This window comes from Caulobacter sp. GW822-FHT01G02 (genome assembly GCF_058802865.1).
Map to the genome: position 1 here is coordinate 1 of NZ_JBXAON010000009.1, position 23,573 is coordinate 23,573.

12 protein-coding genes are annotated in these 23,573 nt (G+C 67.0%); 9 read left to right on the forward strand and 3 right to left on the reverse strand.

The window, feature by feature from the left end:
* Positions 1-245 precede the first annotated feature (245 nt).
* From AC1RNC_RS22900 to AC1RNC_RS22925, 6 genes are all read left to right on the forward strand, one after another.
* The gene (locus tag AC1RNC_RS22900) at positions 246-1,973 is read left to right on the forward strand and encodes a relaxase/mobilization nuclease domain-containing protein (RefSeq protein ID WP_492888361.1); all 1,728 of its coding nucleotides are present in this window, start codon (positions 246-248) and stop codon (positions 1,971-1,973) included.
* 11 nt (positions 1,974-1,984) lie between these two features.
* Complete coding sequence (locus AC1RNC_RS22905; protein WP_492888362.1) at positions 1,985-3,958, forward strand: conjugal transfer protein TraG; 1,974 nt, start codon at positions 1,985-1,987, stop codon at positions 3,956-3,958.
* Positions 3,955-4,368: a ribbon-helix-helix protein, CopG family gene (locus AC1RNC_RS22910; protein WP_492888363.1), complete on the forward strand. Its 414-nt coding sequence runs from the start codon at positions 3,955-3,957 to the stop codon at positions 4,366-4,368. Before AC1RNC_RS22905 ends, AC1RNC_RS22910 begins: the two co-directional genes overlap by 4 nt.
* Before the next feature lie 298 nt (positions 4,369-4,666).
* Positions 4,667-5,815, forward strand: coding sequence for an exonuclease SbcCD subunit D (locus AC1RNC_RS22915; protein ID WP_492888364.1), 1,149 nt, complete (start codon positions 4,667-4,669; stop codon positions 5,813-5,815).
* 2 nt (positions 5,816-5,817) lie between these two features.
* Positions 5,818-8,880: an AAA family ATPase gene (locus AC1RNC_RS22920; protein ID WP_492888365.1), complete on the forward strand. Its 3,063-nt coding sequence runs from the start codon at positions 5,818-5,820 to the stop codon at positions 8,878-8,880.
* Positions 8,881-8,892: 12 nt separating this feature from the next.
* On the forward strand, positions 8,893-9,564 hold the full coding sequence (locus tag AC1RNC_RS22925; protein ID WP_492888366.1) for a hypothetical protein: 672 nt from the start codon (positions 8,893-8,895) through the stop codon (positions 9,562-9,564).
* A gap of 22 nt (positions 9,565-9,586) precedes the next feature.
* Here AC1RNC_RS22925 and AC1RNC_RS22930 read toward each other — a convergent pair whose 3' ends face one another.
* The 3 genes from AC1RNC_RS22930 to AC1RNC_RS22940 form a co-directional block, all read right to left on the reverse strand.
* Positions 9,587-12,250 (reverse strand): AAA family ATPase, encoded by a 2,664-nt coding sequence (locus tag AC1RNC_RS22930; RefSeq protein WP_492888367.1) that lies wholly within the window; start codon positions 12,248-12,250, stop codon positions 9,587-9,589.
* Between the two features lie 179 nt (positions 12,251-12,429).
* Complete coding sequence (locus AC1RNC_RS22935; RefSeq protein ID WP_492888368.1) at positions 12,430-12,798, reverse strand: hypothetical protein; 369 nt, start codon at positions 12,796-12,798, stop codon at positions 12,430-12,432.
* A 128-nt stretch (positions 12,799-12,926) separates the two neighbouring features.
* Positions 12,927-13,445 carry an SH3 domain-containing protein gene (locus AC1RNC_RS22940; RefSeq protein ID WP_492888369.1) on the reverse strand — a complete coding sequence of 173 codons (519 nt, stop codon included), beginning with the start codon at positions 13,443-13,445 and terminating at the stop codon, positions 12,927-12,929.
* A 262-nt stretch (positions 13,446-13,707) separates the two neighbouring features.
* Between AC1RNC_RS22940 and AC1RNC_RS22945 the strand changes: the two genes are divergently transcribed.
* The 3 genes from AC1RNC_RS22945 to AC1RNC_RS22955 are packed head-to-tail and all read left to right on the forward strand — an operon-like array spanning position 13,708 to position 22,429.
* Positions 13,708-15,543 carry an AAA family ATPase gene (locus AC1RNC_RS22945; protein ID WP_492888370.1) on the forward strand — a complete coding sequence of 612 codons (1,836 nt, stop codon included), beginning with the start codon at positions 13,708-13,710 and terminating at the stop codon, positions 15,541-15,543.
* The gene (locus AC1RNC_RS22950; RefSeq protein ID WP_492888371.1) at positions 15,540-16,187 is read left to right on the forward strand and encodes a 4Fe-4S cluster-binding domain-containing protein; all 648 of its coding nucleotides are present in this window, start codon (positions 15,540-15,542) and stop codon (positions 16,185-16,187) included. The genes AC1RNC_RS22945 and AC1RNC_RS22950 overlap by 4 nt, the downstream gene beginning before the upstream one ends.
* Positions 16,184-22,429 (forward strand): AAA domain-containing protein, encoded by a 6,246-nt coding sequence (locus tag AC1RNC_RS22955; protein ID WP_492888372.1) that lies wholly within the window; start codon positions 16,184-16,186, stop codon positions 22,427-22,429. Before AC1RNC_RS22950 ends, AC1RNC_RS22955 begins: the two co-directional genes overlap by 4 nt.
* Positions 22,430-23,573 lie beyond the last annotated feature (1,144 nt).

Here is a 23,573-nt window from a genome sequence, read left to right on the forward strand (position 1 = left end):
ACCTCCCTCGATAATCAGGAGCCCGACATGGTTCGCCTCATGGAAGGAGAACAAGAGTGCAACAACCGAACGCAAACGGCAGGCTTACTCCTAGGGCAAGATAAAAGGACAGGGACCTTTAGGTCCCATGTCATTGATGGTGTTGAGGAATTTGCGGAACCTGCCACACGAGACAGGTTCCTCTTCAAGCCAGTTCATTCGTATTTTCAACGACTTGGCAGGGACCTTTCGCTTGAGGTCGCGCCATGAAACGCGAAAACGAGTTTCGCCCTCGGTTCGGCCGGTCCCGAGACAAGGGCGCCGGCGCGGTTCCAAAGGCGCGCGGCTTCGTCGGCGAAGTCCTGAGCGCGTCCAGGCGTTCGGGCCTGGGAACGCTGGACCTTGGATCACGGGGACGGGCAGGGCGGTTCGGTCGCGGCGGCGGGCGTGCGGCAAGCGGTCGATTGGCGTCCCGGCGCGTGGTCATCAAGACGCGGATCATCCAGCACAAGGGCTCGCGGTACCGCGCCGCCCCCATGAAGATGCATCTGAGCTATCTGCGCCGGCAGGGCGCCACCCGCGACGGCGGGCGAGCGGAGATGTTCGACCGCGACGGCGTCGCCGACCATGACGGCTTCGCCAAGCGCATTGAGGACGACCGTCATCATTTCCGCTTCATGGTTTCGCCGGAGGACGCGGCCAAACTGGCGGATCTGCGGGCCACCACGCGTGAGCTGATGGCGCGGGCAGAGCGGGAGTTGGGAACGCGGCTGGACTGGGTCGCGATCGACCATTGGAACACGGACAACCCGCACGTCCATGTCTTGGTGCGCGGTGTCGCCGACGATGGCCGCGACCTGGTCATCAATCCCGAGTTTCTCAAGCATGGCTTCCGGGAGATGGCGCAGGCTCTGGTGTCCTTGGAACTGGGGCCCCGGTCAGAGGCCGAGATCGCCGCCGGCCTGGATCGCGAGATGACCGCCGATCGCTGGACCCATCTCGACCGACGTCTGCGCGACCTGGCCAACGACACGGGCGGTGTCGATCTGCGCCCCGACGGGACGCGGCAAGGCCCTGGCGAGGCGCGGCTGATCGGCCGGGCCCAATATTTGGAGCGCCTGGGCCTGACGCAGCCTGAGGGACCGGGCCAATGGCGCCTGGTCAACGACCTGGAGCCGCAGTTGCGTGCCCTCGCCGAGCGCGGAGACATCATCAAGACCCTGCACGCCACGCTGCGCGGGCAGGGTCGGGATCTCAACGCCGTCGTGATCCAGGGGCGTGACCTGGAAGCGCCTGTGTTCGGCAAACTGGTCGACCGGGGGCTCCATGACGAGGTGACGGGTCAGGCCTATGTCGTCGTCGATGCGGTCGATGGCCGGAGCCATCATTTCAGATTCAACGACCTGCCGCAGACTGGCGACACCCCGATCGGCGGACTGGTCGAAGTTCGATCGCGGAGCCTGGATGATGGCGGCAGCCGGCTGGAACTCGTCCATCGATCCGATCTGGATCTTGTCGCCCAGATCAAGGCGTCGGGAGCGACCTGGCTGGATCGGCAGATGGTCGCGCGCGAGCCGCAATCGCTCGCCCAGGCGGGGTTCGGCCTGGAGGTGCGCGAGGCGCTCAATCGGCGGCGTGCTCATCTGGAAACCTTGGGGCTGGCAAACCGCCAGACCGGTGGACTGGCGCCGGCGCGCAATCTCATCGTGACCCTCCGGAACCAGGAGCTGTCACGGGTCGTCGCCAACATTCGAGCCGAGACGGGGGCGGCCCTTATCGAGACGGGGAAGGGCGAGATCGTCGCTGGCGTCTACAGCCGCCGGTTCGATCTGGTCTCGGGCCGGTTCGCCATGATCGAGGACGGTCTCGGCTTCCAGTTGGTGCCGTGGACTCGATCGCTTGATGCGCGGCTTGGGCAGGAGGTGAGGGGGACGATCACGCCCAGCGGCGGGATGGATTGGTCGCTGGGGAAGAAGCGCGGGCTTGGACTTTAGAGGTGCAAGCGATGAACGGCACGAAAATCCTATGGGGCCAGATCCTGTTGATCGGCGGCTTGGCGCTCTGCGGCGTCTGGGCGGCCACCCAATGGACGGCCTGGCAACTGTCCTATCAAGTCGGCCTCGGACCACCCTGGTTGCGTCTTGGCGACTGGTCGCTGTATCCGCCTCCTGCCTTCTTCGTGTGGTGGTTCATCTACGACGCCTATGCGCCGTCGGTGTTCTTGCGCGGCGCGTTCATCGCGGTGTCTGGCGCGCTACTGGGCGTGGCGGTCGCGATCACCATGTCGATCTGGCGCGCTCGCGAGGCCAAGAACGTGACGACCTATGGCTCGGCGCGGTGGGCCGAACTCAGCGACATAAAGGCCGCGGGCCTGCTCGGCGACGACGGCGTGATGTTGGGGCGCACCGGCGAACACTACCTTCGCCACAACGGTCCTGAGCATGTGTTGTGCTTCGCCCCGACCCGAAGCGGCAAGGGCGTCGGCCTGGTGGTGCCTAGCCTGCTGGTCTGGCCCGGCTCGGCGGTCATCCACGACATCAAGGGCGAGAACTGGCAGCTGACCGCTGGGGCGCGCGCCAAATTTGGCCATGTCCTGCGGTTCGATCCGACCGACGCGGACAGCAACGCCTACAACCCGCTGTTGGAGGTCAGGCGCGGTCCAACGGAGGTCCGGGATGTGCAGAATATCGCGGATATTCTGGTCGACCCGGAAGGTGCGTTGGAGCGCCGCAATCACTGGGAAAAGACCTCTCACAGTCTGCTGGTCGGGGTCATTCTCCACGTCCTCTACGCCGAAGCCGACAAGACCCTGGCCGGCGTCGCCAACTTTCTGGCTGATCCTTCGCGGCCGATCGAGACCACTCTGCGCGCTATGATGACGACGCGCCACCTCGGGGACAGCGTCCATCCGGTGGTGGCCAGTGCAGCCCGCGAACTCCTCAACAAGAGCGACAACGAACGAAGCGGGGTGCTTTCTACCGCGATGAGTTTCCTGGGGCTCTACCGCGACCCGGTGGTCGCCGCCGTGACCCGCCGCTGCGACTGGCGCATCGCTGACCTCGTGGAGTCCGACAGACCCGTCAGCCTCTATCTGGTCGTGCCCCCATCCGACATCAGCCGCACCAAGCCATTGATCCGCCTGGTGCTCAATCAGATCGGCCGCCGACTGACCGAGGGTCTGGAGGCCTCGCGGACGCGTCGGCCGTTGTTGTTGATGCTCGACGAATTTCCGGCGCTGGGGCGGTTGGACTTTTTCGAGGCCGCCCTGGCATTCATGGCAGGTTACAGGATCAAGGCCTTCCTGATCGCGCAAAGTTTGAACCAGATTGAGCGCGCCTACGGGCCCAACCATTCGATCTTGGACAATTGTCACGTCCGTGTAGCGTTCGCGACCAACGACGAGCGCACCGCGCGCCGGATCAGCGACACCTTGGGCACCGCGACCGAGATGAGGGCGATGGCCAACTATGCGGGCCATCGGCTGTCTCCCTGGCTTGGACATCTGATGGTTTCGCGCCAGGAAACGGCGCGCCCTTTGCTGACGCCTGGCGAGGTGATGCAGCTTCCGTCGCACGAAGCCGTCGTTCTCGTGGCTGGCGCGCCACCGATCCGGGCAACCAAAATCCGCTACTATGCGGATCCGCGCTTGGCAGGGCGGGTGCGCGCTCTTTACCGGCCGGTGAGCGTGCCACGGTCGTCTGCTAGAGCGGATTGGGATGGGATCGCCGCCGGCCCCGCGACCGCTGCGGGAGCAAAAGGGACGGACGTAACGGACGAGGGCGGGCTGAAGCGAGAGCCCGAGCTTGATGGCCCCGAAGAGGTGGCGACTGCGCCTTTCGATGAAGAGCTTGAGCTGGACCCCGAGCACGAGGGCGACGAGGTCCAGCAGGGAGGGGAGCTCCAACGCCGATTCACTGGTTTGGCCAAGCAGGCGGCCATGGATCGCGATGACGGGATCCCACTCGGAGGCGACGCATGAAGATCCCCACCAAGGTCTTTCTGACGAGCGACACGGTCCGGATCCTGGATGAGCGGGCGCGGCGGACCCGACGGCAGAAGTCGGAGATCGTCCGTGCCGCCGTCGAAGCCTACCTGTCGCCCGATGGAGCGGAGGCAGGGGAGGCGGCGCTGTCTCGTAGGCTCGACCGGATGTCGCGTCAGCTCGCTCGGCTCGAGCGGGACGTAACCATCTCCAATGAGGCCATCGGCTTGTTCGTGAAGACCTGGCTGAAGGTCACGCCGGCGATGTCGGCGGTCGAGGATCGGGCCGCCAGCGCCAAGGGGCAGGAGCGCTATGCGGCGTTCATCGACCTGCTGTCGCGACGTATTTCCGAGGGGCGTCTCCTGCGGGGCGAGGTATTGTCTGATGTGGATTCAGACCGGACGTGACTCATCGCTGACCTTGGGAAGGTCTGCTTTGTGGCAGCGGCGGCGAGAACGAGCGCTATCGTCGCCGGGTCGGGCCGGCTACCCGCAGGGCGTTGGGGCAGGTCGCGACCAGGGACCGGGGCTGGACGCTTCTCACTCAGCTCACGCTGGCGGACTAGAGTGTGAGCACGAGCCGAGCTTTGTCACGCTCTGGGGGGATCTGGAAACAAGGGCCACGCCCGGTTTTGTCGCCGACGCGACTTATGATCGAGTAGAGCTAAGGCGGGGCGCGGCCTCAAAAAGGGGGAGGGGGCGAAAGATGCGACTTCTGCACACGTCCGATTGGCACCTGGGGCGTACGCTTGCCCAAGAGAGCCTGCTCGATGATCAAGCTCACCTGCTCGACCAGGTTTTCCAAGCGATCGTGGATCACCGGGTCGATGCGCTGATTATCGCCGGCGACCTTTTCGACCGCGCTGTGCCGCGCAAGGAAGCGGTGCAACTGTTCAATGATTTCCTCGCCAGGGTCTATGCTGACACGCCAGCTGCAATCGTGGCGATCGCCGGCAATCACGATGCCCCCGATCGGATCGGCTTCAATGCCGCGCTGCAGGATCCCCGCCGCGTCCTGATCCGCGGACCTCTGCGCGACCGGCCTCACCCGCTCGTGCTGCACGATGAACACGGCGAGGTGGCGATATCGGCGCTGCCGTTCAGCGAGGTCTACGCCGCGCGCGACGTCTTCGAGGACTCCACCATCGCCAGCCCCGCCGACGTCCTGGCCGCTCAAGTGGCTCAGGCGCGAGGCCATGTTCCGGCCGGCGCCCGCTGGGTGGTGACCGCCCACGCCTTCGTGGAAGGCGGCCGTATCACCGAGACCGAGCGCCCCCTGACCCAGGTCGGCGGTATCGAGACCGTGCCGGCCGCGACCTTCGAGGGCGCGGCCTATGTCGCACTCGGCCATCTGCATCGCGCCCAGGAGGCCGGGGCGGCGCATATTCGTTATTCCGGCGCGTGGATGGGCTTTGGTTTCGATGAGGCCGAAGAGACCAAGTCCCTCAGCCTCGTGGATCTGGACGCGGCCGGCTCGGTGACGGTGCGCACAGTGCCCCTGTCGAGCCTGCGTCCCCTGCGGGTCCTGACCGGGCGCCTTCAGGAACTGCTGCAGGCCGGCCGGATCGCAGCCGGAGCCGCTCCCGCCCTGATCAAGGCCGTGCTTACCGACGAGGGCGCCTTGATCGACGCGATCGGACAGCTGCGCGCGGTCTACCCTCACGTCCTGCAGTTGGAGCGTTCGAACCGCCCCATGCTGACTGGGCCGGGCGCAGCCGCCGCGATGGTCGACCGACGCGACCCCACCCGGGTCATCGCCGCTTTCCTGGAGGCAGTGCGCGGCCAGGGCCCTGACGCTTCCGAAGCAGCGATCATCACCGCCACCCTGGCCGACGTCGAAGTCGAGGAGGTCTAACCGTGCGCCCGCTGCGCCTGTCCCTGCGGGCCTTTGGCCCGTTCGCCGACACCCAGGTGATCGACTTTCGCCCAGCCCTGGAACGACGCCTATTCGGGATCTACGGCCCCATGGGCGCGGGCAAGACCTCAATCCTCGATGGCCTTTGCTTTGCGCTGTTTGGCGAGTCCTCGGGCCAGGAACGCCAGGGCGAGGACCTGCGATCGCATCACGCGAGCGCGGAGGTCGAGACCCAAGCCGAGCTGGTTTTCGACGTCGGGGGCAAACGCTATCACCTCGTCCGGCGTCCCCGTCAGACAGTGCGCGGCCGGCGCGTTGGCACCTTGGTCGAACGCGCGCACTGGGCTGCGCTCTACGACGCCACAGGCATGGCCGTGGACGACATCGGCCCCGACAATCCCGGCGTGGCGCTCGAGGAGCGCAAGGTCGAGGCCGTAGCCGATCGCCTGCAGGCGATCTTGCATTACAGCGCCGCCCAGTTCCGCCAGGTGGTCCTGCTGCCGCAAGGCCAGTTCCGCCAGTTGCTGACCGCCTCCAGCGACCAGCGCTCGGTGGTGCTGCGCGGGCTGTTCGACGTCTCGCTCTATGAACGCTTCGTCGAGCGGCTGAAGGCGGAAGCCAGCGCGCTACGCGACGTGGTGGGCCAGGGCCGCACGCAGATCGAGGCTCATTTGGCGGCTCAGGACGCCTCGGACCTGGAAGGGCTCAACCAGGCCTTGGCGGACGCGGCCGAACAGGCGATGGCCCAGGCCCGGCTTCGTGACGCCGAGGCGCAGGATCGTGATCGCCTGCGAACAGCGTTGCAGACGGCGCAAGCCTTGGCGGGGCGGTTCGCCGAGCACGACGCGGCCCAGGCCGCCGTCGCCGCCCTGCTGGACGAACAGGGCAAGATCGAAGACCTGAAGGTTCGCCATGCCGCGGCGGCCAAGGCCGAGACCTGCGCCGCTGCGGACGCTCGCGCGGCGGCTGCGGCCCAGACCCTGACCACGGCCGCGACGGCGCGGCGGACGGCGCTCGAAGAGGCCGAACGGCTGGACGCGCTGGCCGCCGCCGCCGCCGATCGCTTGGACCAGTCCGCTGCGCTTCAGCCCGAACGCGACGCCGCCGTCGCTCTGGTGACCGGCCTGGACGCCTACGGGACGCGCCTGGAAAACGCCCGCCCCCTGAAAGATCACGCCTTGGCCAGCGCGTCGGCGCGCGCACGCGCAGCCAGCGCCCTGGCCAGCGCGCAATCGGCCCGCGCCGCCGCTGCCGAGGTCCTTGAGCAGAGCCTTGCCCAGCACGCGCGGGCCCAGCAGCAAGCCCTGCGCGCCGAGGCGCTGGAGACCGCACTCGCGCTCGCCCGCAAGGAACACGAAACCGCCGTGGAATTCGAAGACGCGGTCAAGGCCGTCGAACGTCTCTCGGCGCTCACGGCCTCGGCCCAGGCGCGGCTGGCCGCGGCGCGCTTGGACCTGGCCAAGGCGCGGTCGGTCGAAGAGGCGGCCGAAACCGCGCTTTCCGAGGCCCAGGCCTCGCATCTGGCCCTCGTCCTGGTCGAGGGTCAGCCCTGTCCGGTTTGCGGATCCGAGGCCCACCCCCATCCGGCGAAGCCGGCCGTGGCCGGCCAAGATCTCGAGCAGGTCCGGCGAGCGGCGCGAACCCTGCGACAGGACGCCGACACCGCCGAGCGCCAGGCCGCGGAGGCGGCCGCCATGATCGAAGGCGAGGGCAAGGGCGCCGGCACCCGCTTGCGCGCCCTGAAGGCGCCGCCGCGCGCCGCCGAACAGGTCGCCGCCGACTGCGTGCGCTTGGAACAGGACCTCGCCCAACTGATGGCGGAGGATCTGGCAGGCCTGGCCAAAGCGCTCGAGGCCGCCCAAGGCGCGGTGGGCACCGCCGACAAGGCGCTGGCTGAGACACAGACGGCCTTCGCTCTGGCCGACAAGGACGACGCGGCCGCAAAGGCCGCATTCGAGGCGGCGCTGTCGGACGTTCCCAAGGATCTGCGCGACGAGACCAGGCTCACCGCGGCCCGGACGCAGGCGATCGCCAACCGCGACCAGATGCTGGAGCGACACGCCGGCGCGCTTGCGGCCGAACGCAGCGCGAGCGAGGCGGCCAAGGTCGCTGCGGCAACGGCCGAGGCGGCGGGCCAACGCGAAGGGGAGCTGGAGGTCACGGCCAAGGCCGAGGCGATAGCGCTCGAGGCGGCCTTATCCGCCGCCGGCTTCGACGCGGCCGGCTATGAGACCGCCAAGGCCGACGCGCCCCATCTTGAGACCTTCGCGGCGCAGATCCGTGCCTTCGGAGAGCGGGCCGCGGCCGCGGCCGATCGGCGTGATCGCGCCGCCGCCGCCATCGCTGACCAGGCGCGGCCTGACCTGGCCCTGGCCGAGGCCGCGCTCGTCGCGGCCGACACGCGCCTGGCCGGGCTGGAACAGGCGGTCTCGACGATAGGCATGCGCGTGGGACAGCTGGAGGCCACACGCGACATCGTCGCCAAACTGGAAGACGAGTTGGCCTTCGCCACCGAGCGCTATCGCGTCCTGGGGGAGCTTTCCAATCTCAGCGACGGACGTAACGCCCACCGGCTTCGGCTGCGGGACTTCGCTATCGCCGCGACCTTCGATCTGGTGTTGGAGGCGGCCAATCTGCGGTTCAGCAGGATGTCGCGTGGGCGCTTCGCCCTGCAGCGCAAGCTCGAAGGCGGCGACGGCCGCGTGCGGTCCGGGCTCGATATCGAGGTCTATGACGCCCACACCGATCAGAAGCGCGACGCCCACACCTTGTCAGGCGGCGAGGGCTTCCTGGCCTCTTTGTCACTGGCCCTGGGCTTGTCAGACGTCGTCCAGGCCGAATCCGGCGGGGTCCGGCTCGACGCCATCTTCATCGATGAGGGGTTTGGCCATCTCGATGACGAAACCCTCGATATCGCCCTGGAGACCTTGCGTGACCTGGTCGGCCAGGACCGCGCGGTGGGAGTGATCAGCCATGTGGACGGCGTCAAGCAGCAGATCCTGGCCGGCTTCGATGTGGTGCGCACCCTGCGCGGCAGCCAGATCGCGCCACGCCGTGACGACTAGAGGAGAGCAAGGATGACATCCGCCCTTTCGGCCACCGCCTTCGCCGAGGCGGTTCTCGCCGCCGCCAACGCCGCCGCGAGCCCCCTGGTCCAGGGTTGGCCCCAGTCGGACCGCGAGGCTCCCCGGGTCATGATGAGCCCGGCCGATTTCCTTTCGGCGCTCGCCGCAGTGCAGCCCAAGCTGGTCTATCGGATCCAGGCGACCTTCGATCCGGAGAGCGAGCTGGAAGGCGCCTGCGAGACCGTGGGCCTGGGGACACCACCCGATCCGCTTCTGGCGCGTCGCTTCGCCGATATCACCAAGCGCGCGCAACGTCGCGAGGGCGAGCCGACCATGACCCTGGCCGGGTTTCTCTATGAGGGCGTCCTGCACGCCGCCCAGGTCGTCGCCGAGTGGTCAGCGACGCTGGAAGACGAGTTCGCCGCCCGGGCGGCGGAAATCCAGGCCGAGACCGAGGAGCGTACGGCGGCCGCCGACGACCTCGCGATGGGCGAGATCCGCCAGCTGGCCGTGGAGCTCGCCAACCATGCCGGCTTCAACACCCACCCCGCCAGCTTTTCCAAACGCCGCTTCCTGGCGAGCGAGCTGTTCAAGGGGCGCGACGCCGACGCGCTCTACCGCATCACCGAACTGGCGGAGATGATCAGCTGGGTCCGCAAGGGCGGCGTGCCGCTCGACGCCTAGCGCGGCGACGGCGGCCCGGACCTTATACGAGGTCGGCCTTGACCGGCTCCAGCAGCGTCGTGCGATGGGCCATCGCCGCCTTGCGCCGTGTCCGATAGTCGGAGTTGAACGCGCGCAGCACCTGGATGTCCTGGACCATTTCCGCGGGGGTCGGGACGGCGATGTCACGCCCGACCGGCATGTCATGGCAACGCTCGGAGACACGGCCCATGGCCAGGTAGATCGTCCTGTAGTCGTCATCGGTCACGATTACGCCGTTCAGCCGCTTGGTCATCACGTCAGGGACCAACCGCTCGACGGTCTTGTTGAGCACAGTCTCCTCCACGCAGCGCTCCCAGGTCTCACGCAGGTCGGTGTAGAAGTCCTTGGCCTGCCGGCGATAGGCCTCGCCCGCCAGGTCGGTCTCCTGGGCCAGCGCCTTGGCGCGCGCCTCCAGGGCCGTCAGCCGCCTGGTGACATCCAGAGCGATCCACGGCTCGGAATCCTCCTCGACAACCCCGAACCCTTGCGCCTGGGTCTTGCGCACCACCATCTTCATCAGCGGCGCGGCCTCGCCCTGTCGTGTGGCCGCAGCCACGACCTCGTTGAAGAATACCAGATTGTGGGTGAAGATGACCACTTGCCGCCCTTTGGCCGCCTCGCGCGCGAGCCGCTCGGCAACGAGCCGGATTCGGCGTTGGTCCAGCGAGGACACCGGATCGTCCACGATCAGACCATAGCGGTCGCCGTCATCGCCCATCTCGGCCAAGAAGCAGGCCAACGCCAGGGCGCGTTGCTCGCCTTCGCTGAGGACCTCACGATTAATAGCCTTGGTGGCACCCGAAAGGCCCACGCCGAACCAGCTCTTGCCCTGCTGACTGGCGTTGGTGACCTTGAACGGGATATGGGCCAGGTCGAGGTTGGCGATCTCGGCCTGAATGCGCCGTTGGAGGCTCTCGGTCACCAGCCGGGCTCTCAACGTGCTGATCTGTAGCGAGACCGCGCGCGTCGACACCTGGACGGCGCAGGCCTTGAGGCCCTGAAGCGTCTCCAGATCGGTCAGGCGGGCCAGAACCGTGGCCAGGTCATCGGCAAGCTTGATCCGGTCCCGCAGCTCGCCCAGGCGCGAGCGGGCCTGGTCCAGACCCGTGCTGTGGGCGGCGTCGCGCTCCAGAGCCTCGATCTCGGTCCGCAACAACGCCATCTCAGCCATGAGCGCCTCGCCCAGGGCCGGGGCGGGTTCGGGAACTTCGGCCGCCGGTTCGGTCGGCGCGGCGATCAACGCGCCGCGTCGGCTGTGACAGATCGCCAGCGCCCCCTCGATGCGGGCCAGCAGACTGGCGCAACGGGGGGCGAGGACGGCGTAGGCGGCCAAGGCATCGCTCACCGTCTGGACGGGCGGAACGACCAGGGCCTCAATCGCGGTTACGGCCGCAGCCAAGACTGCGCGGGCCGCATCGGCGCGCTTGGCCGCCTCACCCTTCATGAAGGCGTTGAAGCGCGCCAACCGGCGGGCGGCGGCCTCATCCAAGGGCGACTGGCACAGGGCGCAGGGTTCACCTGGCTCTTGCGGGAGGCCCGGCGGGTCCAGGCCAGCCTGGAGAACAAAGCCGCGAGCCGCCTCGTAGAGCAGACGCCAAGCGTCCTGGCCCACGCCCGGCAGCGGCTCGCTGGCGAACTGTTCGGTTGCTGCCAAATGGGAGGCGGTCACGGCGCTGGCCGCTTCCCGCCGAAGATCGGTCAGCTTGGCCGCAACCTCGTGCGACAGGCCAGCCTCCAACTCCTTGAAAACCTCGACGAGGCGGGCCAGCAGGTCGACGCCGCGTCGGCGAGTGGCGGCTAGGGCCATAGGGTCCTGGGCAAGCCGGCGTTCCAGCGCGAGAAGCTCCTGGCGCTCGACGTCGCCGACGGCGGCCAAGGCCTCGAAATCCGCCTTGGCCGGCAGGGTCGTCGTGCGCACGTCCAACTGGTTAAGCAGGGCCTGCACGGTCCCGCCCGCGCCATAGCCGGCTGGAAGCGGCGTCTTGACGCGTCCGGTGATGGCCCTTTGGTCTGTGGCGAAAATTTCGGCCAGCTCAGTGCACAGCTCACCGTGCTGCTCGAGGATGGCAATCTCGGCGGGCATGTAGGCGATGCGGTTTTGCTGGTCGACATAGAGACTGGCGCTGCGGCTATCGAAGACCGAGATCTGCCTTAAGGCCGAAGGCGCCGTTGCCTCAGGCGTCCAGTCCAGCGCCGCCACGGGTGCGTCGCCGACCTGGTAGCGCACCCGAACCGTGGGCGGCCCAGCCGGCTGGGCCAGGAAGATGTCGCCCTTGAGCGCGTCCGTCGAGACGCTACGGCAAAGCCGCTTGGTGATCCTGGCATAGCCGCTCTTGCCGCTCCCGTTCTCCCCGAAGATCAGGGTGATCCCCCTGGGCGCGAAGCGTAGCTGTTGATCGGCAGCGAGCCGGTCGATGTTGTGGACCGGGCCGATCGAGGCGAGAGCCACCCGCGGCCCAGTCTCGTCGGACTTGGCCAGGTGATCCGCGCCGATCGGCTCGCACGTCGGCGCAGGACCGTCGCCGAACACCGCGTGGCGCACACGCTGCAAGACCGCCTGGTGATCGGCCTTGGAGACCGTGCCCGCGATCGCGATGCGCCGCAGGCTGTCTTGCACCCAGGGCGGCTGTTGGCCAGCCCACGTGATCAGGCCGATCTCCGCCATGTATTTCCCCTCTCGATGCCGCCCGCGAAAGCCAGAGCGTGTGGCACCCTTCTGCACACGGCTGCCTTGTGCGGCCTTTATGCCCTTTTCTTCATCGCAGTGACTAGCCGCTACTCACACTACTGATATGAAGACACGCTCGATCTCATCACTGAACTGGCGGAGAACCGCTGGATCGCCTAGTCGATTGTGTAGCTCTCTTCCGCCCCCGAACCGTCGGAGTAGCTGATCCTGATCTTCACGGTAGATCCGACGAGGCTGTAGGTGACGGTTTCGTCTGCCGGGTCGATGCGCCAGCGTCCTGGTCCAGTGCCTGGGCCGCTCAGGTCGACGGCGGCCCAAGTCACACGGTTGCCGACGACGCGGCACTGGTTCTTCCAGCGTTTTCCATCGTCGGGCCGGCTGTAGGCGACTTGCGCAACACCTGCTGCGACGGTCTCGACCTTGATAATCCCTGGATCGCGGCCGTTCAGAGCAGCGATGGCGCCGCGACAGACCCGGCCAAGGTCGCCATCCGTGAGAACGGGGGCGGGCAGTTCTGCCTTCACGGACTCGGGGCTCGCCGCTGGCGCAGAGGGCGGGGTTTGCGAAGATTGCCCGCAAGCGCAGAGACTGATTGCCGAACAGAAGATAAGCCCAAGCGGTGCCAGTTTGGGTGGGTGAACCATCAAAGTCATCAAACCCCGTACCGTTTGTTGCCGCCTGAAGTGATGCAGTAGCGTCCGCCTCGCGGGCCGACGCAGACCCGGCTGCCGGAGCAGGGGCACCCCGCCGCAGAGTAGCCGCTGGAGGCTCGGCTAGACCGCCTAGCTGGCCTGCGCGCCGGTGAGGACGCCGCCACAGCGCGGAAGGAACCCGCTTTGGGCCTGTCTTTGGCGCGGCTGGCCTGCGCGCGCGTGCTCTTCACGGAATGCGTTCCGGTCGTGTTGGCGAGCGTCTGCGAGCCGACATACTTGGCCAGCACCCAACAGGCCTCGTCGCCAAAATCCAAGTTCGCCCATCCGGAGACGCGATCGACGACCGCCGCCCGGTCGCCACGGTGGAGCACCTTGACGATCTTCGAGCTCGACCAGCCCTCCTCTCGACAATTGACCGAGTAGCCCGCGACGTAGCCAGTCTCGCGCGCTTGCGCGGAGGCGAATGCGGCCAGCGCCAAGGCCGCGCCGAGGCCAGCACCAGCAAGCTTCTTTCCCATTCCAACCCTCAGAGCGTCATCGCGAAGCGCAATCCATCACCACCATAAAGAGCCGTGCTTCGTGGGTGCAACCCTATGGTAGGGCTTTGGAGCTGCGATCGCCCATTTTGGGCAGAGGCTCAGAACTGCCGGTATGGGGCTCAGCCTACACGCGCGGCGTGCGTCGACGTTTGTCAAAGTGGGGAGATGCGACCTCTAGTGGGGGTTTTTCTGGCTAGGGGGCGGGCGTTCATCACGATATGGTCGCGCTCTAGTTGGGGGCGTGACCTTGAAGACTGATAGTCCAAAGCCGCGCTGGCTGAGGGATTTGACCCGCTTTCTGCCGCTGAAGAGCCAGTTCCTGCTCACCGGCAATGTGCGTGACCTGCAGGTCCACGACGTGGGCGGCACCCTTACGTCCGGCCGTCTGGACACTGTCATCGCCACGGAAATGCGCGCGGCCGGCTATGCCGACATCGTGGTCTTCAGTCCGCTGTCGGGCTTTTCGGTCATCGAGGCAGCGGATGGCGACGCGAGCGATTCCGATACGGTTCTGCGCAGCCTTGGCCTGACGCCAAGTCAGGGGCGCGCCAGTGGCGGTGTTGATGTGCTCAGTTCGACGCTGGAGCGCGTGGTCCAGCGAGAAGGGGCGCCGATCGCCTTGATCGTCGACTTTGCTTCTCGCCTGGTGGTGCGCAGTGACGCCCTGGCCCCGAACGAGCACGCCCTCTTCACGCGCGCCTTGGTACTGAGCCAGACGGCCCAAGCCCGGCCGGTGGGGCCAAACCGCGGACCGCTCTTCAACAACGTCCTCTGGATCGTCGACAAGGAAGGCGATCTTCCCGACTGGCTCACCATCGACAATCCGCGCCTTCGCCACATTCCGGTGCCAGCGCCCGACCGCGTGGCCCGTCGGGCCCTGGCGCCGCGGCTGTTGCGCAGCCTGCCCGGCGCTCGGGATCTATCACCGGCGGACATAGCCCAGGCTGAAGACGAGTTGGTCGATGGCGCCGAAGGGCTTCTGCTCGTCGACCTCAACGCCATCATCCAATTGGCGCGTTCCGAAAAGGTGCCAGCCACCGAGATCGCCGATGCGATCCGGCGCTACAAGGTCGGGGTCACCGAAGACGCCTGGAAGAAGATCGAGCGGGATAAGGTTCGCGCGGGTCAATCGCTGATTACGCGCCGGGTGATTGGCCAGGACCACGCCGTCACGCATATGCTCGACATCGTCAAGCGCGCCACCACCGGCCTGTCGGGATCCAAGCGCGGCGGGCGCCCCCGCGGCGTGGCGTTCCTGGCGGGCCCCACCGGCGTGGGCAAAACTGAGTTGGCCAAGACCGTTACCGAACTGCTGTTCGGCGACGAGAGCGCCTACATCCGCTTCGACATGTCCGAGTTCAGCGCTGAACACGCCGATCAGCGCCTGATCGGCGCGCCACCCGGCTACGTGGGCTACGATGTCGGTGGCGAGTTGACCAACGCCATCCGCGAAAGGCCCTTTAGCGTGGTGTTGTTCGACGAGATCGAGAAAGCCCACCCCAGGATTCTCGACAAGTTCCTGCAGATCCTGGACGACGGGGTGCTGACTTCCGGACGCGGGGATCGGGTCTACTTCTCCGAAGCCTTGATCATCTTCACCTCCAACCTGGGAATCTACGCCACGGATGCGGCTGGAACGCGCGTGCCCAATGTCACCGCCGCCGACAGCTTCGAGGACGTCCGCGCGCGGGTCCGCGCCGAGATCGACGCTCATTTCAAGTTGGTGCTCAACCGTCCTGAGATCCTCAATCGGATCGGCGAGAACATCATCGTTTTCGACTTCATCCGACCGGAGGTGGCCGAGCAGATCTTCGACGTCATGGTTCAAGCGGTGGTCGCGAACGCGGCCGAGGCCGGCTACGGGCTGACCCTCGCGCCGGAAGCCAAGGCCACGCTCAAAGGTCTCTGTGTCGAGGATCTCTCGAATGGCGGTCGCGGCATTCGCAACAAGATCGAGGCGCATCTGATCAACCCGCTGGCCCGGGCCTTGTTCGAGACCGACGGGCAGGGCGCCTATGAGATCGCCCGGCTTGAGGTGGGGGCGGTGACGACTGTGCACCTCAAGGCCTGGGTATGAGCGCCATCGCCCTATCGCGGTTGCACTTTCCCGTCACCACGCTGGGGCCTGGCCGACGCGTGGGCGTGTGGCTCCAAGGATGCTCAATCCAGTGCCCCGGCTGCATCTCGCCCGACACCTGGGCGCCGGGGCTAGGCGTGACCAGCGTTGCGGAGACCTTGGCCGCCATGGTGGCCTGGGCACCGGACGCTGACGGCCTGACCGTCTCGGGCGGTGAGCCCTTCGACCAGCCGCAGGCCCTGGCGGCGCTAATCGCCGGCTGGCGCACATTGTCCAACGCCGACGTGCTGGTGTTTACCGGCTATCCGTTCACCAAGGTCTCGCCTTGGCTGACGCAGAATCCGGGGCTGATCGACGCCTTGATCGCCGAGCCGTTTGAGATGGGCGCTTCCCAGACGTTGGCCTTGCGCGGCAGCGACAACCAGACCCTCCATATCCTGAGCGACCGTGGCGCGCGGTTCACCGCCTTCGAGCGGATCGCGGAGGCGGCCGATCGGCGCCTGGACGTGACGTTCGACGCCGAAGGCGGGGCTTGGTTTGCCGGCATACCGGCTCGGGGCGACTTCGTGCGGTTTCGTCAGGCCATGCGGGCCGCGGGCCACCAGATCCAACTTTCCGATCAGACCGCGGGGGCGGCCCAATGATGCGCTTCTGCCCAGGCTGCGAGACCGAGCGCGCGGTCCATGAGTTCTTCTGTGAAGGCTTGGTCGGACAAAACCAGTGCGGCTGGGACCTGTCGTCGGTAGCTGTGCGCGCCGCCGGCTGGCGGCCGTCCGCGGCGGCCACGCCTGTCGCTGGCAGCCCGTCGCTAGTTTGCCCCAACGGCCATCCCGTCGGGGAAGGCGATCTCCTGTGCGACACCTGTGGAGCCGATATCGCGCCGTCGATGTCGCTGACCGCTCCGGATGGGGATGCGGTGGATCTTGATCCGGCAAACCTGGACTCGGCGCCGACCGAAATCGAAGGGTGGCGGCTGGAGCGCCAGCTGTCCCAAAGCGCGGTGCGCGAACGCTACATCGCCCGGCATGGGACTGATGATCGCCAGGCGGTCCTGACGCTCTACGCCGCTGGTCACGAGCCAGACCCCGAAGTCTACGATGTGCTCCGCGTTTTGGATCGCGACCACGTCCCGGAAATCCTGGCGGTCGGGCATTGGCGCGAGCAGGCCTTCGAAGTCACCGAAGACCTGCGCGGTGGCACTCTGGCGGACCTCGGCCTGCTGAAGGACGACGTGGCGACCTTGTCGCGTGTGCTGGAGGAGGTCGGCGGCGCTCTGAACGCCTTGGCGGAGCAGGGGCTGCGCCACCGCGATATTCGCCCAGGCGCGATCCTTGTTCGCGCTCGCGAGCCGCTTGATCTGGTGATCACCAGCTTCGGTTCGGCCAGGCTGTCGGACTTCGACCTCGATATCGTCTCACCCCTGGAGACCACGCGATATATGGCGCCCGAGGCCATCGCCGGCGGCGTGGCGGCCGCCAGCGATTGGTGGAGCCTGGGCATGGTCCTACTGGAGCAGGTCACGCGTGGGGCCTGCTTCGACGGTATCCATGACCAGGCGTTCCTGATCCAGGTCCTGACCAACGGTGCGCCGATCCCCGAGGGGTTGGATCCGCATGTCGATCTGCTGCTGCGCGGTCTCCTGGCTCGAGATCGCCATGAGCGCTGGGCCTGGCCGCAAGTGCGCCAATGGCTGGACGGGACGCCGCCGGCGGCGCCCGCCAGCGTATCGGGGGGAGGGGCAGCCAAGACGCGGCGGGCTATCGCCTTGGCAGGCCGGCCCTATACCAGCTCGACGAGCTTTGCCTTGGCGGCCGCCCAGGCCGATACCTGGGACGAAGCGCGGGCGCTATTGCTTGGCGGCGGCTTGGTCACTTGGGCGCAGGACGCTGACCTCGATGCGCGTTTACAAGCCGAGCTGCGCAAGCTCGCGCAGATGGAAAGTGTCTCCGAGGACCTGCGGCTGGGCCTCGCGCTCAAAGCGCTGAACCCTGCGATGCCGCTGACCGCGCGCGGCGAAATCATCACGCCCGGCTGGCTGCTGGACCATCCTGACGAAGGCTACGCTCTGATCGCCGGTCCCGTGCCGCAGCTCTTGCGCGACAAGGACGCCGAGCCCTGGCTCTACCGTCTGAAGCTGCGCGCCGACGCCGTGCGCGAGCGCGCCAAGCAGTTGGACCTGGCGCTCAATGAACACGAGGTCCAGGTCCATCTGCTATCGACCTCGCGCGCGCGTCTCGCCGCGGTCTGGGCCGATCGCCGTCGGCTCCTGCCTGATACCGATCATCCTGGCCTGATCGCGATCCTCGAACGTCGGCAGACGACAGACGAAGACTACATTCTGCTGCTGAGCGCCGATGTCGGCCAGTTCCGTTCGGCCGAGGCGATCTTGGCCGAGGCTGCCGAAATCGCTGCGCGGGCCGGTGTGCGGGACTTCGACCCCGAACAGGCGCGCGCCTGGCTCGATGAACCTCGGCGGGCCATCTACGCGGAGATCGAGCATCGGCTCGAAGGCTTCGCCCGATGCGGGATCGAGCGCGTCGACGCCTGGGCTGACCAGTTCCGCCTTGAGCGCCGTTTGCCGATTGGACGGGCTCTGGCGCTGCTGGGTCTACCTTGGGACATCTGGCAAGAGCCGCCAAAGCAAGCCTATGTCGCCACGCTGCTCGACTTCTTCGCCAAGCGCATCACTGGGGCGGTGATGCGTGGTCCCTTGACCCGTATGACCTTCGGCAAGACGACCGCGCGCCTGGATTTGACGGAGCTGGGCAGCGCGCGAAAGCCCGCTGCCGCGCTGCTGGATCACCTGCTGCTGCGCAACGAGCAAACCTTCGATCTGGACCCGGACGTTCTAACCCAGGATCCCAAGATCGAGCGCCGGATCCGCACCCTCTACAGCCACGCCACGCTGTATCGCCGCGATACCGGCATTGACGGCCTCTATCTGGGCTTTCCCTTCCTGGTGATGCAGGAGGTCAAGCCGAACGTGAAGCCACGCATCACGCCGGTTCTGTTTTGGCCGATCAAGCTGAAGCCCGAGGTCGGCTCGCGCGGAAAGATCAGCGTGGCCTTCGATCGCGACCGCGAGGAGGTGCGCCTCAACCCGGCTTTCGAGGCGCTGCTGGGGCCTGACGCCGCGCGGCGCTGGTCGGAGCTGGCTAAGGAAATGCTTGGCCGCGCCAGCCTGAACGCCGCCGAGGTGGTCGATGCGCTCAGCGACCTGGTGGCGGAGGTCCAAGGGCGAGCGCTGGGCGCTGTGCCGGGAAGAGACGTCAGAGTCGTCGCGGGCCAGGATCGTTTGGTGTGCGCCGGCGCACTGTTTCATCTGGCCTACATCGGCCAAGCGGTGATGGAAGACCTTCGACAGCTGAAGGCCATTCCGCCGACGGGATCGGCCTTGGAGACCGCGTTCCGAACCGGAGAAACGCCAGAGCGTCCCGACTCGATCGCACCGCCGGAACTGGATCGGTTCTTTACCGCCGCCAGCGACCCCTCGCAGGAGATGGCCGTTCTGGATGCGCGGGCAGGTGGTGGGCTCTTGGTCGAAGGCCCGCCCGGTACGGGTAAGAGCCAGACGATCGTCAATATGGTCGCCGACGCCATTGGCCGGCAGCGCAGCTTGCTGATCGTCTGCCAAAAGCAGTCGGCTCTGGAGGTCGTTCAAAAGCGCCTGGTCGCCGAAGGCCTCCGCGATCGCATCGTGATGATCAACGACGTCAACAAGGACCGAAAGGCCGTTATCCAGGCGGTCCGCGAGCAGGTCGAGGCGTTGCTTTCGCAGCCTATGGGATCGAGCCTGTGGCGTCAGCAGCGCCAGCAGACCGCCGCCCGGATCGAAGCCCTTCAGGGGGAGCTCGATGCTCACCACGCCGCCCTTCATGCCGACGACACCGCCACGGGGCTGAGCTACCGGCTGGTCTTGGGAGATCTGATCGGATTGGACGCCCCGGCGCGACCGGCGATCGCCGCGCCCAACCTGCGTGGACTGGTCGGAGTGATGGATGTCGGCCAGGTCGCCACCCTGCAGGAAGTTTGCGGTCCCTTGGCGCGTCTGTGGTTGCCAGCCGCCTTTGAAGGCAGCGCGCTCTCGGTGGTGAAGACGTTCAGTCCAGATGAAGGGTCTCTTGAGGCTTTCGCGGACGACTTCGCCGCCTTCGTGCGGTGTGAGCATGAGCGACTGGCTGTGCTTGGACGAACGCCGGCCGCCCTGGAGATGGACGACCCTGCGCCCTTCCGCGCTTGGATCGAGGCGCATTCGCAGAGCCTGTTGGCGTTGCCCGACGCGGCGCGCGAACGCCTCCAACGCTGGACGCCGCGCTTGCGTCAGGGCTCGGCTGGGCGTGGCCCAGAACTGGCTGATCAGTTGGACGCGCTTGTCGTGGCGTTCGGCGACTTGGCGCCCAGGGCCACGATCGACGCCGTAACGACCGTTGCGGTGACCTTGGGTGACCATGATTTGGCCGAGCTCCTGGACACCGTCGACGATCTCGCCCGGCCGGCCGGGTTCCTGGCGCGATTGTCGCCAGCGCGTTGGGCAAAGCAGGCGCGTCTGCGCAAGTTCTTCAAGACCCACCAGCTCGACCCAAAGCTCGAGCTCGGCGAAACCTTGCGCGCCGAAAAGGCCCTGCGACCCTCCCGGCGAGCTCTCGACGAGGTGCGCCAGGCGCTGCACGAGCCGGACCTTATCCTCGAGCCGCTAAGCCGCGCCGACCTCGTAACCCTGGCCAAGGTCTTGCGCGACCAATTGCGCGCGGCGCTGGAACAGGCCGATCGCCTGGCGCATCACCCCCTTCCGGTCCAGGCGTTCGACATGGCCGCGCAAGGGGAGGCGAGCGCCCTGGCCGCCTTCCTGGATCAACACGAGCAGGCCTATAGCCGCCATGAAGCGCGGGGGCTCAGCTACGCAGCCTTGGCCCAACTCGAACCCTGGTTCGAAGACGATTGGCGCGCCGAGCGGCATGCCGTGATCGAAGCCAACGGGGCCAACACGCCAGCGGTCGTCGCGGTCTCCAATGCCGCCCCGACCTTGGCGGCCTACCAGCGCTTTCGGCCCCGCGCAGCGCTGCTGTCACCCGAGGCGTTGGCCGCTTTCACCGTGCTGCGCGGCGTCTCGGCGGCCTTGGCCAAGCTCCCGGAAGCCGAGTTGGACGCCGAGGTGCGCCGCACGATCGAACGCGAGTCGCGGTTGGCCTGGAAGGCGCGCCTGGAGACAAAGCATCCGGCGCTACTGCTAGAGACCGCCGAGCTGCAGGCCAAGGCCGCGGCCCTGGCGCAAGCCGATCAACTGATGCGCCGGCTCAACCGCAATCTGCTGATTGAGGATATCGATCGCGATCGCCTGGCCTCGCCCAAGGCCTGGCAAGAGGTGACGCGCCTTTCTGGGCCGCGTACCAAACGCCTGCGCGAGTTCGTCGATCAGGCCGCCGATCTTGGCCTGATGGCCTTGCGTCCGATCTGGCTGATGAACCCCGATGTCGCCAGCCGTGTGCTCCCGCTCAAGAAAAGCCTCTTCGACACCGTCATCTATGACGAAGCCTCGCAGATGCCGATCGAATACGCTCTGCCAAGCCTCTATCGCAGCGGCCAGATGATCGTCAGCGGCGACGAAAAGCAGATGCCGCCCACCAACTTCTTTTCCAGCAAGGTCGAGAACGACGAGGCTGAGATCTTTGAAGGCGAGGATCGCGACGACGAGGCCGATGAGGCCGAACGCGAGGAGGCCATCGAGACCTGGAACCGGCGCGAGATCAAGGACTGTCCCGACCTCCTGCAGTTGGCCAAGACCGTCCTGCCCAGCACGACGCTGCAGATCCACTATCGCTCGGCCTACCGTGAGCTGATCCAGTTCTCGAACGCCGCCTTCTATCTCAATCGCCTTAGCGTTCCGGCGCGTCATCCCGACGCCGAGATCCGCCGGGTGCGTCCGATTGCCATGGTGCGCGCCGACGGTCTCTACGAGAACCAGACCAACCCGACCGAGGCGCACAAGGTCGCCGACATCCTGGCCAAGGCCTGGAAGCGACCGGCTGACAAACGCCAGTCGATCGGCGTCGTGACCTTCAATCGCAAGCAGGCCGACCTGATCGAGGAGGTTCTCGAGGCTCGTGCGGAGGAAGATCCGGTGTTCCGCGCCGCCTTTGCGCAAGAACGAGATCGCGTCGAGGACGGCGAGGACATGGGGTTCTTCGTCAAGAACGTCGAGAACGTCCAGGGCGACGAGCGTGACGTGATCATCTTCTCCACGACCTTCGGACGCAACGCCCAGGGTGCGTTCCGGCGCGCCTTTGGCGTGCTCGGACAAGTCGGCGGAGAGCGCCGCCTCAACGTCGCCGTCACCCGGGCGCGCGAGACGGTGGTGTTGGTCACCTCCATGCCGATCGCGGAAATCTCCGACTTCCTGTCCACGCGCCGCCAGGCCGCGTCGCCGCGCGACTATCTTCAGGCCTACTTCGAATATGCCCGCGCGATGTCGGCCGGAGAGCTGGACAATGCTCGGACGCTTTTGACCCGGTTGGTCGCCGACCAGCCCGAGGGGCGCGGCTGGAGCGCCGCGCAACAGGACGGCTTCCAGATCGCGGTGGCCAGCTACGTCGCGTCCTTGGGCTGGACCGCCCATCCGGTGGCTGACACCGGTGCTTTCGGTCTGGACCTGGCGATCGAGAACCCGGAGACGGGGCTCTACGGCATCGGCATCGAATGTGACGCGCCGCGACACGCGTTGCTGTCCACGGCGCGCGCGCGCGAGATGTGGCGGCCCACGGTGCTGGCGCGCTCGATCGGCAAGGTGCATCGCGTTTCCTCGCAAGGCTGGCTGCAATCTCCCGAGGCGGAGAAGGCCAAGCTTCGCGAGGCCATCGCCGCCGCGTTGAGCCAAGGGAAGGCGGCATGAGCGGTCCCAAGGTCGTCCGCATCGTCACCCGAGAGGAGTTGATCGCCCAGGGGGAAGGATCGCTGGCCCGCGTCGCCGCGGCCTTCGTCGCCTGGGAGCGCGCCTGTGACCACGTCAATGGGATCACCCAGGCCGAGAAGGCCGCGGGCCAAGCGCGGCTGGACGGTCTCCGCCAGATGTTGCGCGAGGATCGCTTTGCTGAGGTTCAGCGCGAAGCAGAGCGGGAACTGGCTTTTCTGAAGGACGACCAGCGTGATCGGTTGACCAAAGCTGCGGCGGCCGCCGCCGCCGCCAGGCTTGCCGGTCAACGTCGCGGTGAGGCGGCCAAGGTGTTGCTGGCGGCTTTGGACAAGGCTGGCGCGTTGGTGGGAGATGATCTTCGCGCCGCTCTGCAGGGCGCTGCTACGGGTCGTGAGGATCCGGCCGCCATGACGCGCGGCTTTGTGCTGCTGAGCGCGACGCGCGACGAAGGCCTGGCCGACCGAACGGCCCTGGCGGCGCTCTACAAGGACGGAGCGGAGGACCGTAGCCTGGCGGCATGGCTTCAAGCCCAGCCCCAGGTCATCGATCCCAAGGCCGAGCGCTTGCAATCGGCAATCGAGACACTCGCGAGCCTTGGCGATGCCGATCGGGCCCGGGATTTTCAAGGCCGTTTGACTAGCCTGCTGGCCGAAGCGCCCGGCGTTCGTCGCAACCTCGTGGCCGACAGCTTGGACATCGAGGTTGGTCAGGCGTTGAAGGCCGCGCGTGAAATCGCCGGCCGCCTTGATGACATCCGCCTGGATCTGGCCGAACTGGCCCAGCTGGATCCCGTCCAGGACCAGAGGCTCTTTGAGCAGCGGCTGGAAGCGGCGCCCGCCGATCCAGTCGCCTTGGCGCAGCTGGCCGCGGACGTCCAGGCGGCGTTGTCCGACGCTAAGGCGGCGCTCGCCGCCCGTGCGCGTCGAGAGGCGGTGCTGAAAAGTCTGGCGGGCCTAGGCTACGAGGTGACCGAAGGCCTCTCCACCGCTTGGGTCAGCGACGGCAAGGTCGTCCTGCGCAAGGCCGACAGGCCTGACTATGGCGTCGAGATTTCCGGTGGGGCGGCGGCTGCACGCTTCCAGATGCGGGCTGTGGCGTTTGCCGGTCCGAATGGCGGCCCGGA

Bases quoted from the DNA above. Each gene is read 5' to 3' on its own strand.
- AC1RNC_RS22950 (WP_492888371.1), top strand. From the start codon at position 15,540: ATGAGCGCCATCGCCCTATCGCGGTTGCACTTTCCCGTCACCACGCTG.
- AC1RNC_RS22905 (WP_492888362.1), top strand. From the start codon at position 1,985: ATGAACGGCACGAAAATCCTATGGGGCCAGATCCTGTTGATCGGCGGC.
- AC1RNC_RS22955 (WP_492888372.1), top strand. From the start codon at position 16,184: ATGATGCGCTTCTGCCCAGGCTGCGAGACCGAGCGCGCGGTCCATGAG.
- AC1RNC_RS22940 (WP_492888369.1), bottom strand. From the start codon at position 13,445: ATGGGAAAGAAGCTTGCTGGTGCTGGCCTCGGCGCGGCCTTGGCGCTG.
- AC1RNC_RS22910 (WP_492888363.1), top strand. From the start codon at position 3,955: ATGAAGATCCCCACCAAGGTCTTTCTGACGAGCGACACGGTCCGGATC.
- AC1RNC_RS22915 (WP_492888364.1), top strand. From the start codon at position 4,667: ATGCGACTTCTGCACACGTCCGATTGGCACCTGGGGCGTACGCTTGCC.
- AC1RNC_RS22925 (WP_492888366.1), top strand. From the start codon at position 8,893: ATGACATCCGCCCTTTCGGCCACCGCCTTCGCCGAGGCGGTTCTCGCC.
- AC1RNC_RS22930 (WP_492888367.1), bottom strand. From the start codon at position 12,250: ATGGCGGAGATCGGCCTGATCACGTGGGCTGGCCAACAGCCGCCCTGG.
- AC1RNC_RS22900 (WP_492888361.1), top strand. From the start codon at position 246: ATGAAACGCGAAAACGAGTTTCGCCCTCGGTTCGGCCGGTCCCGAGAC.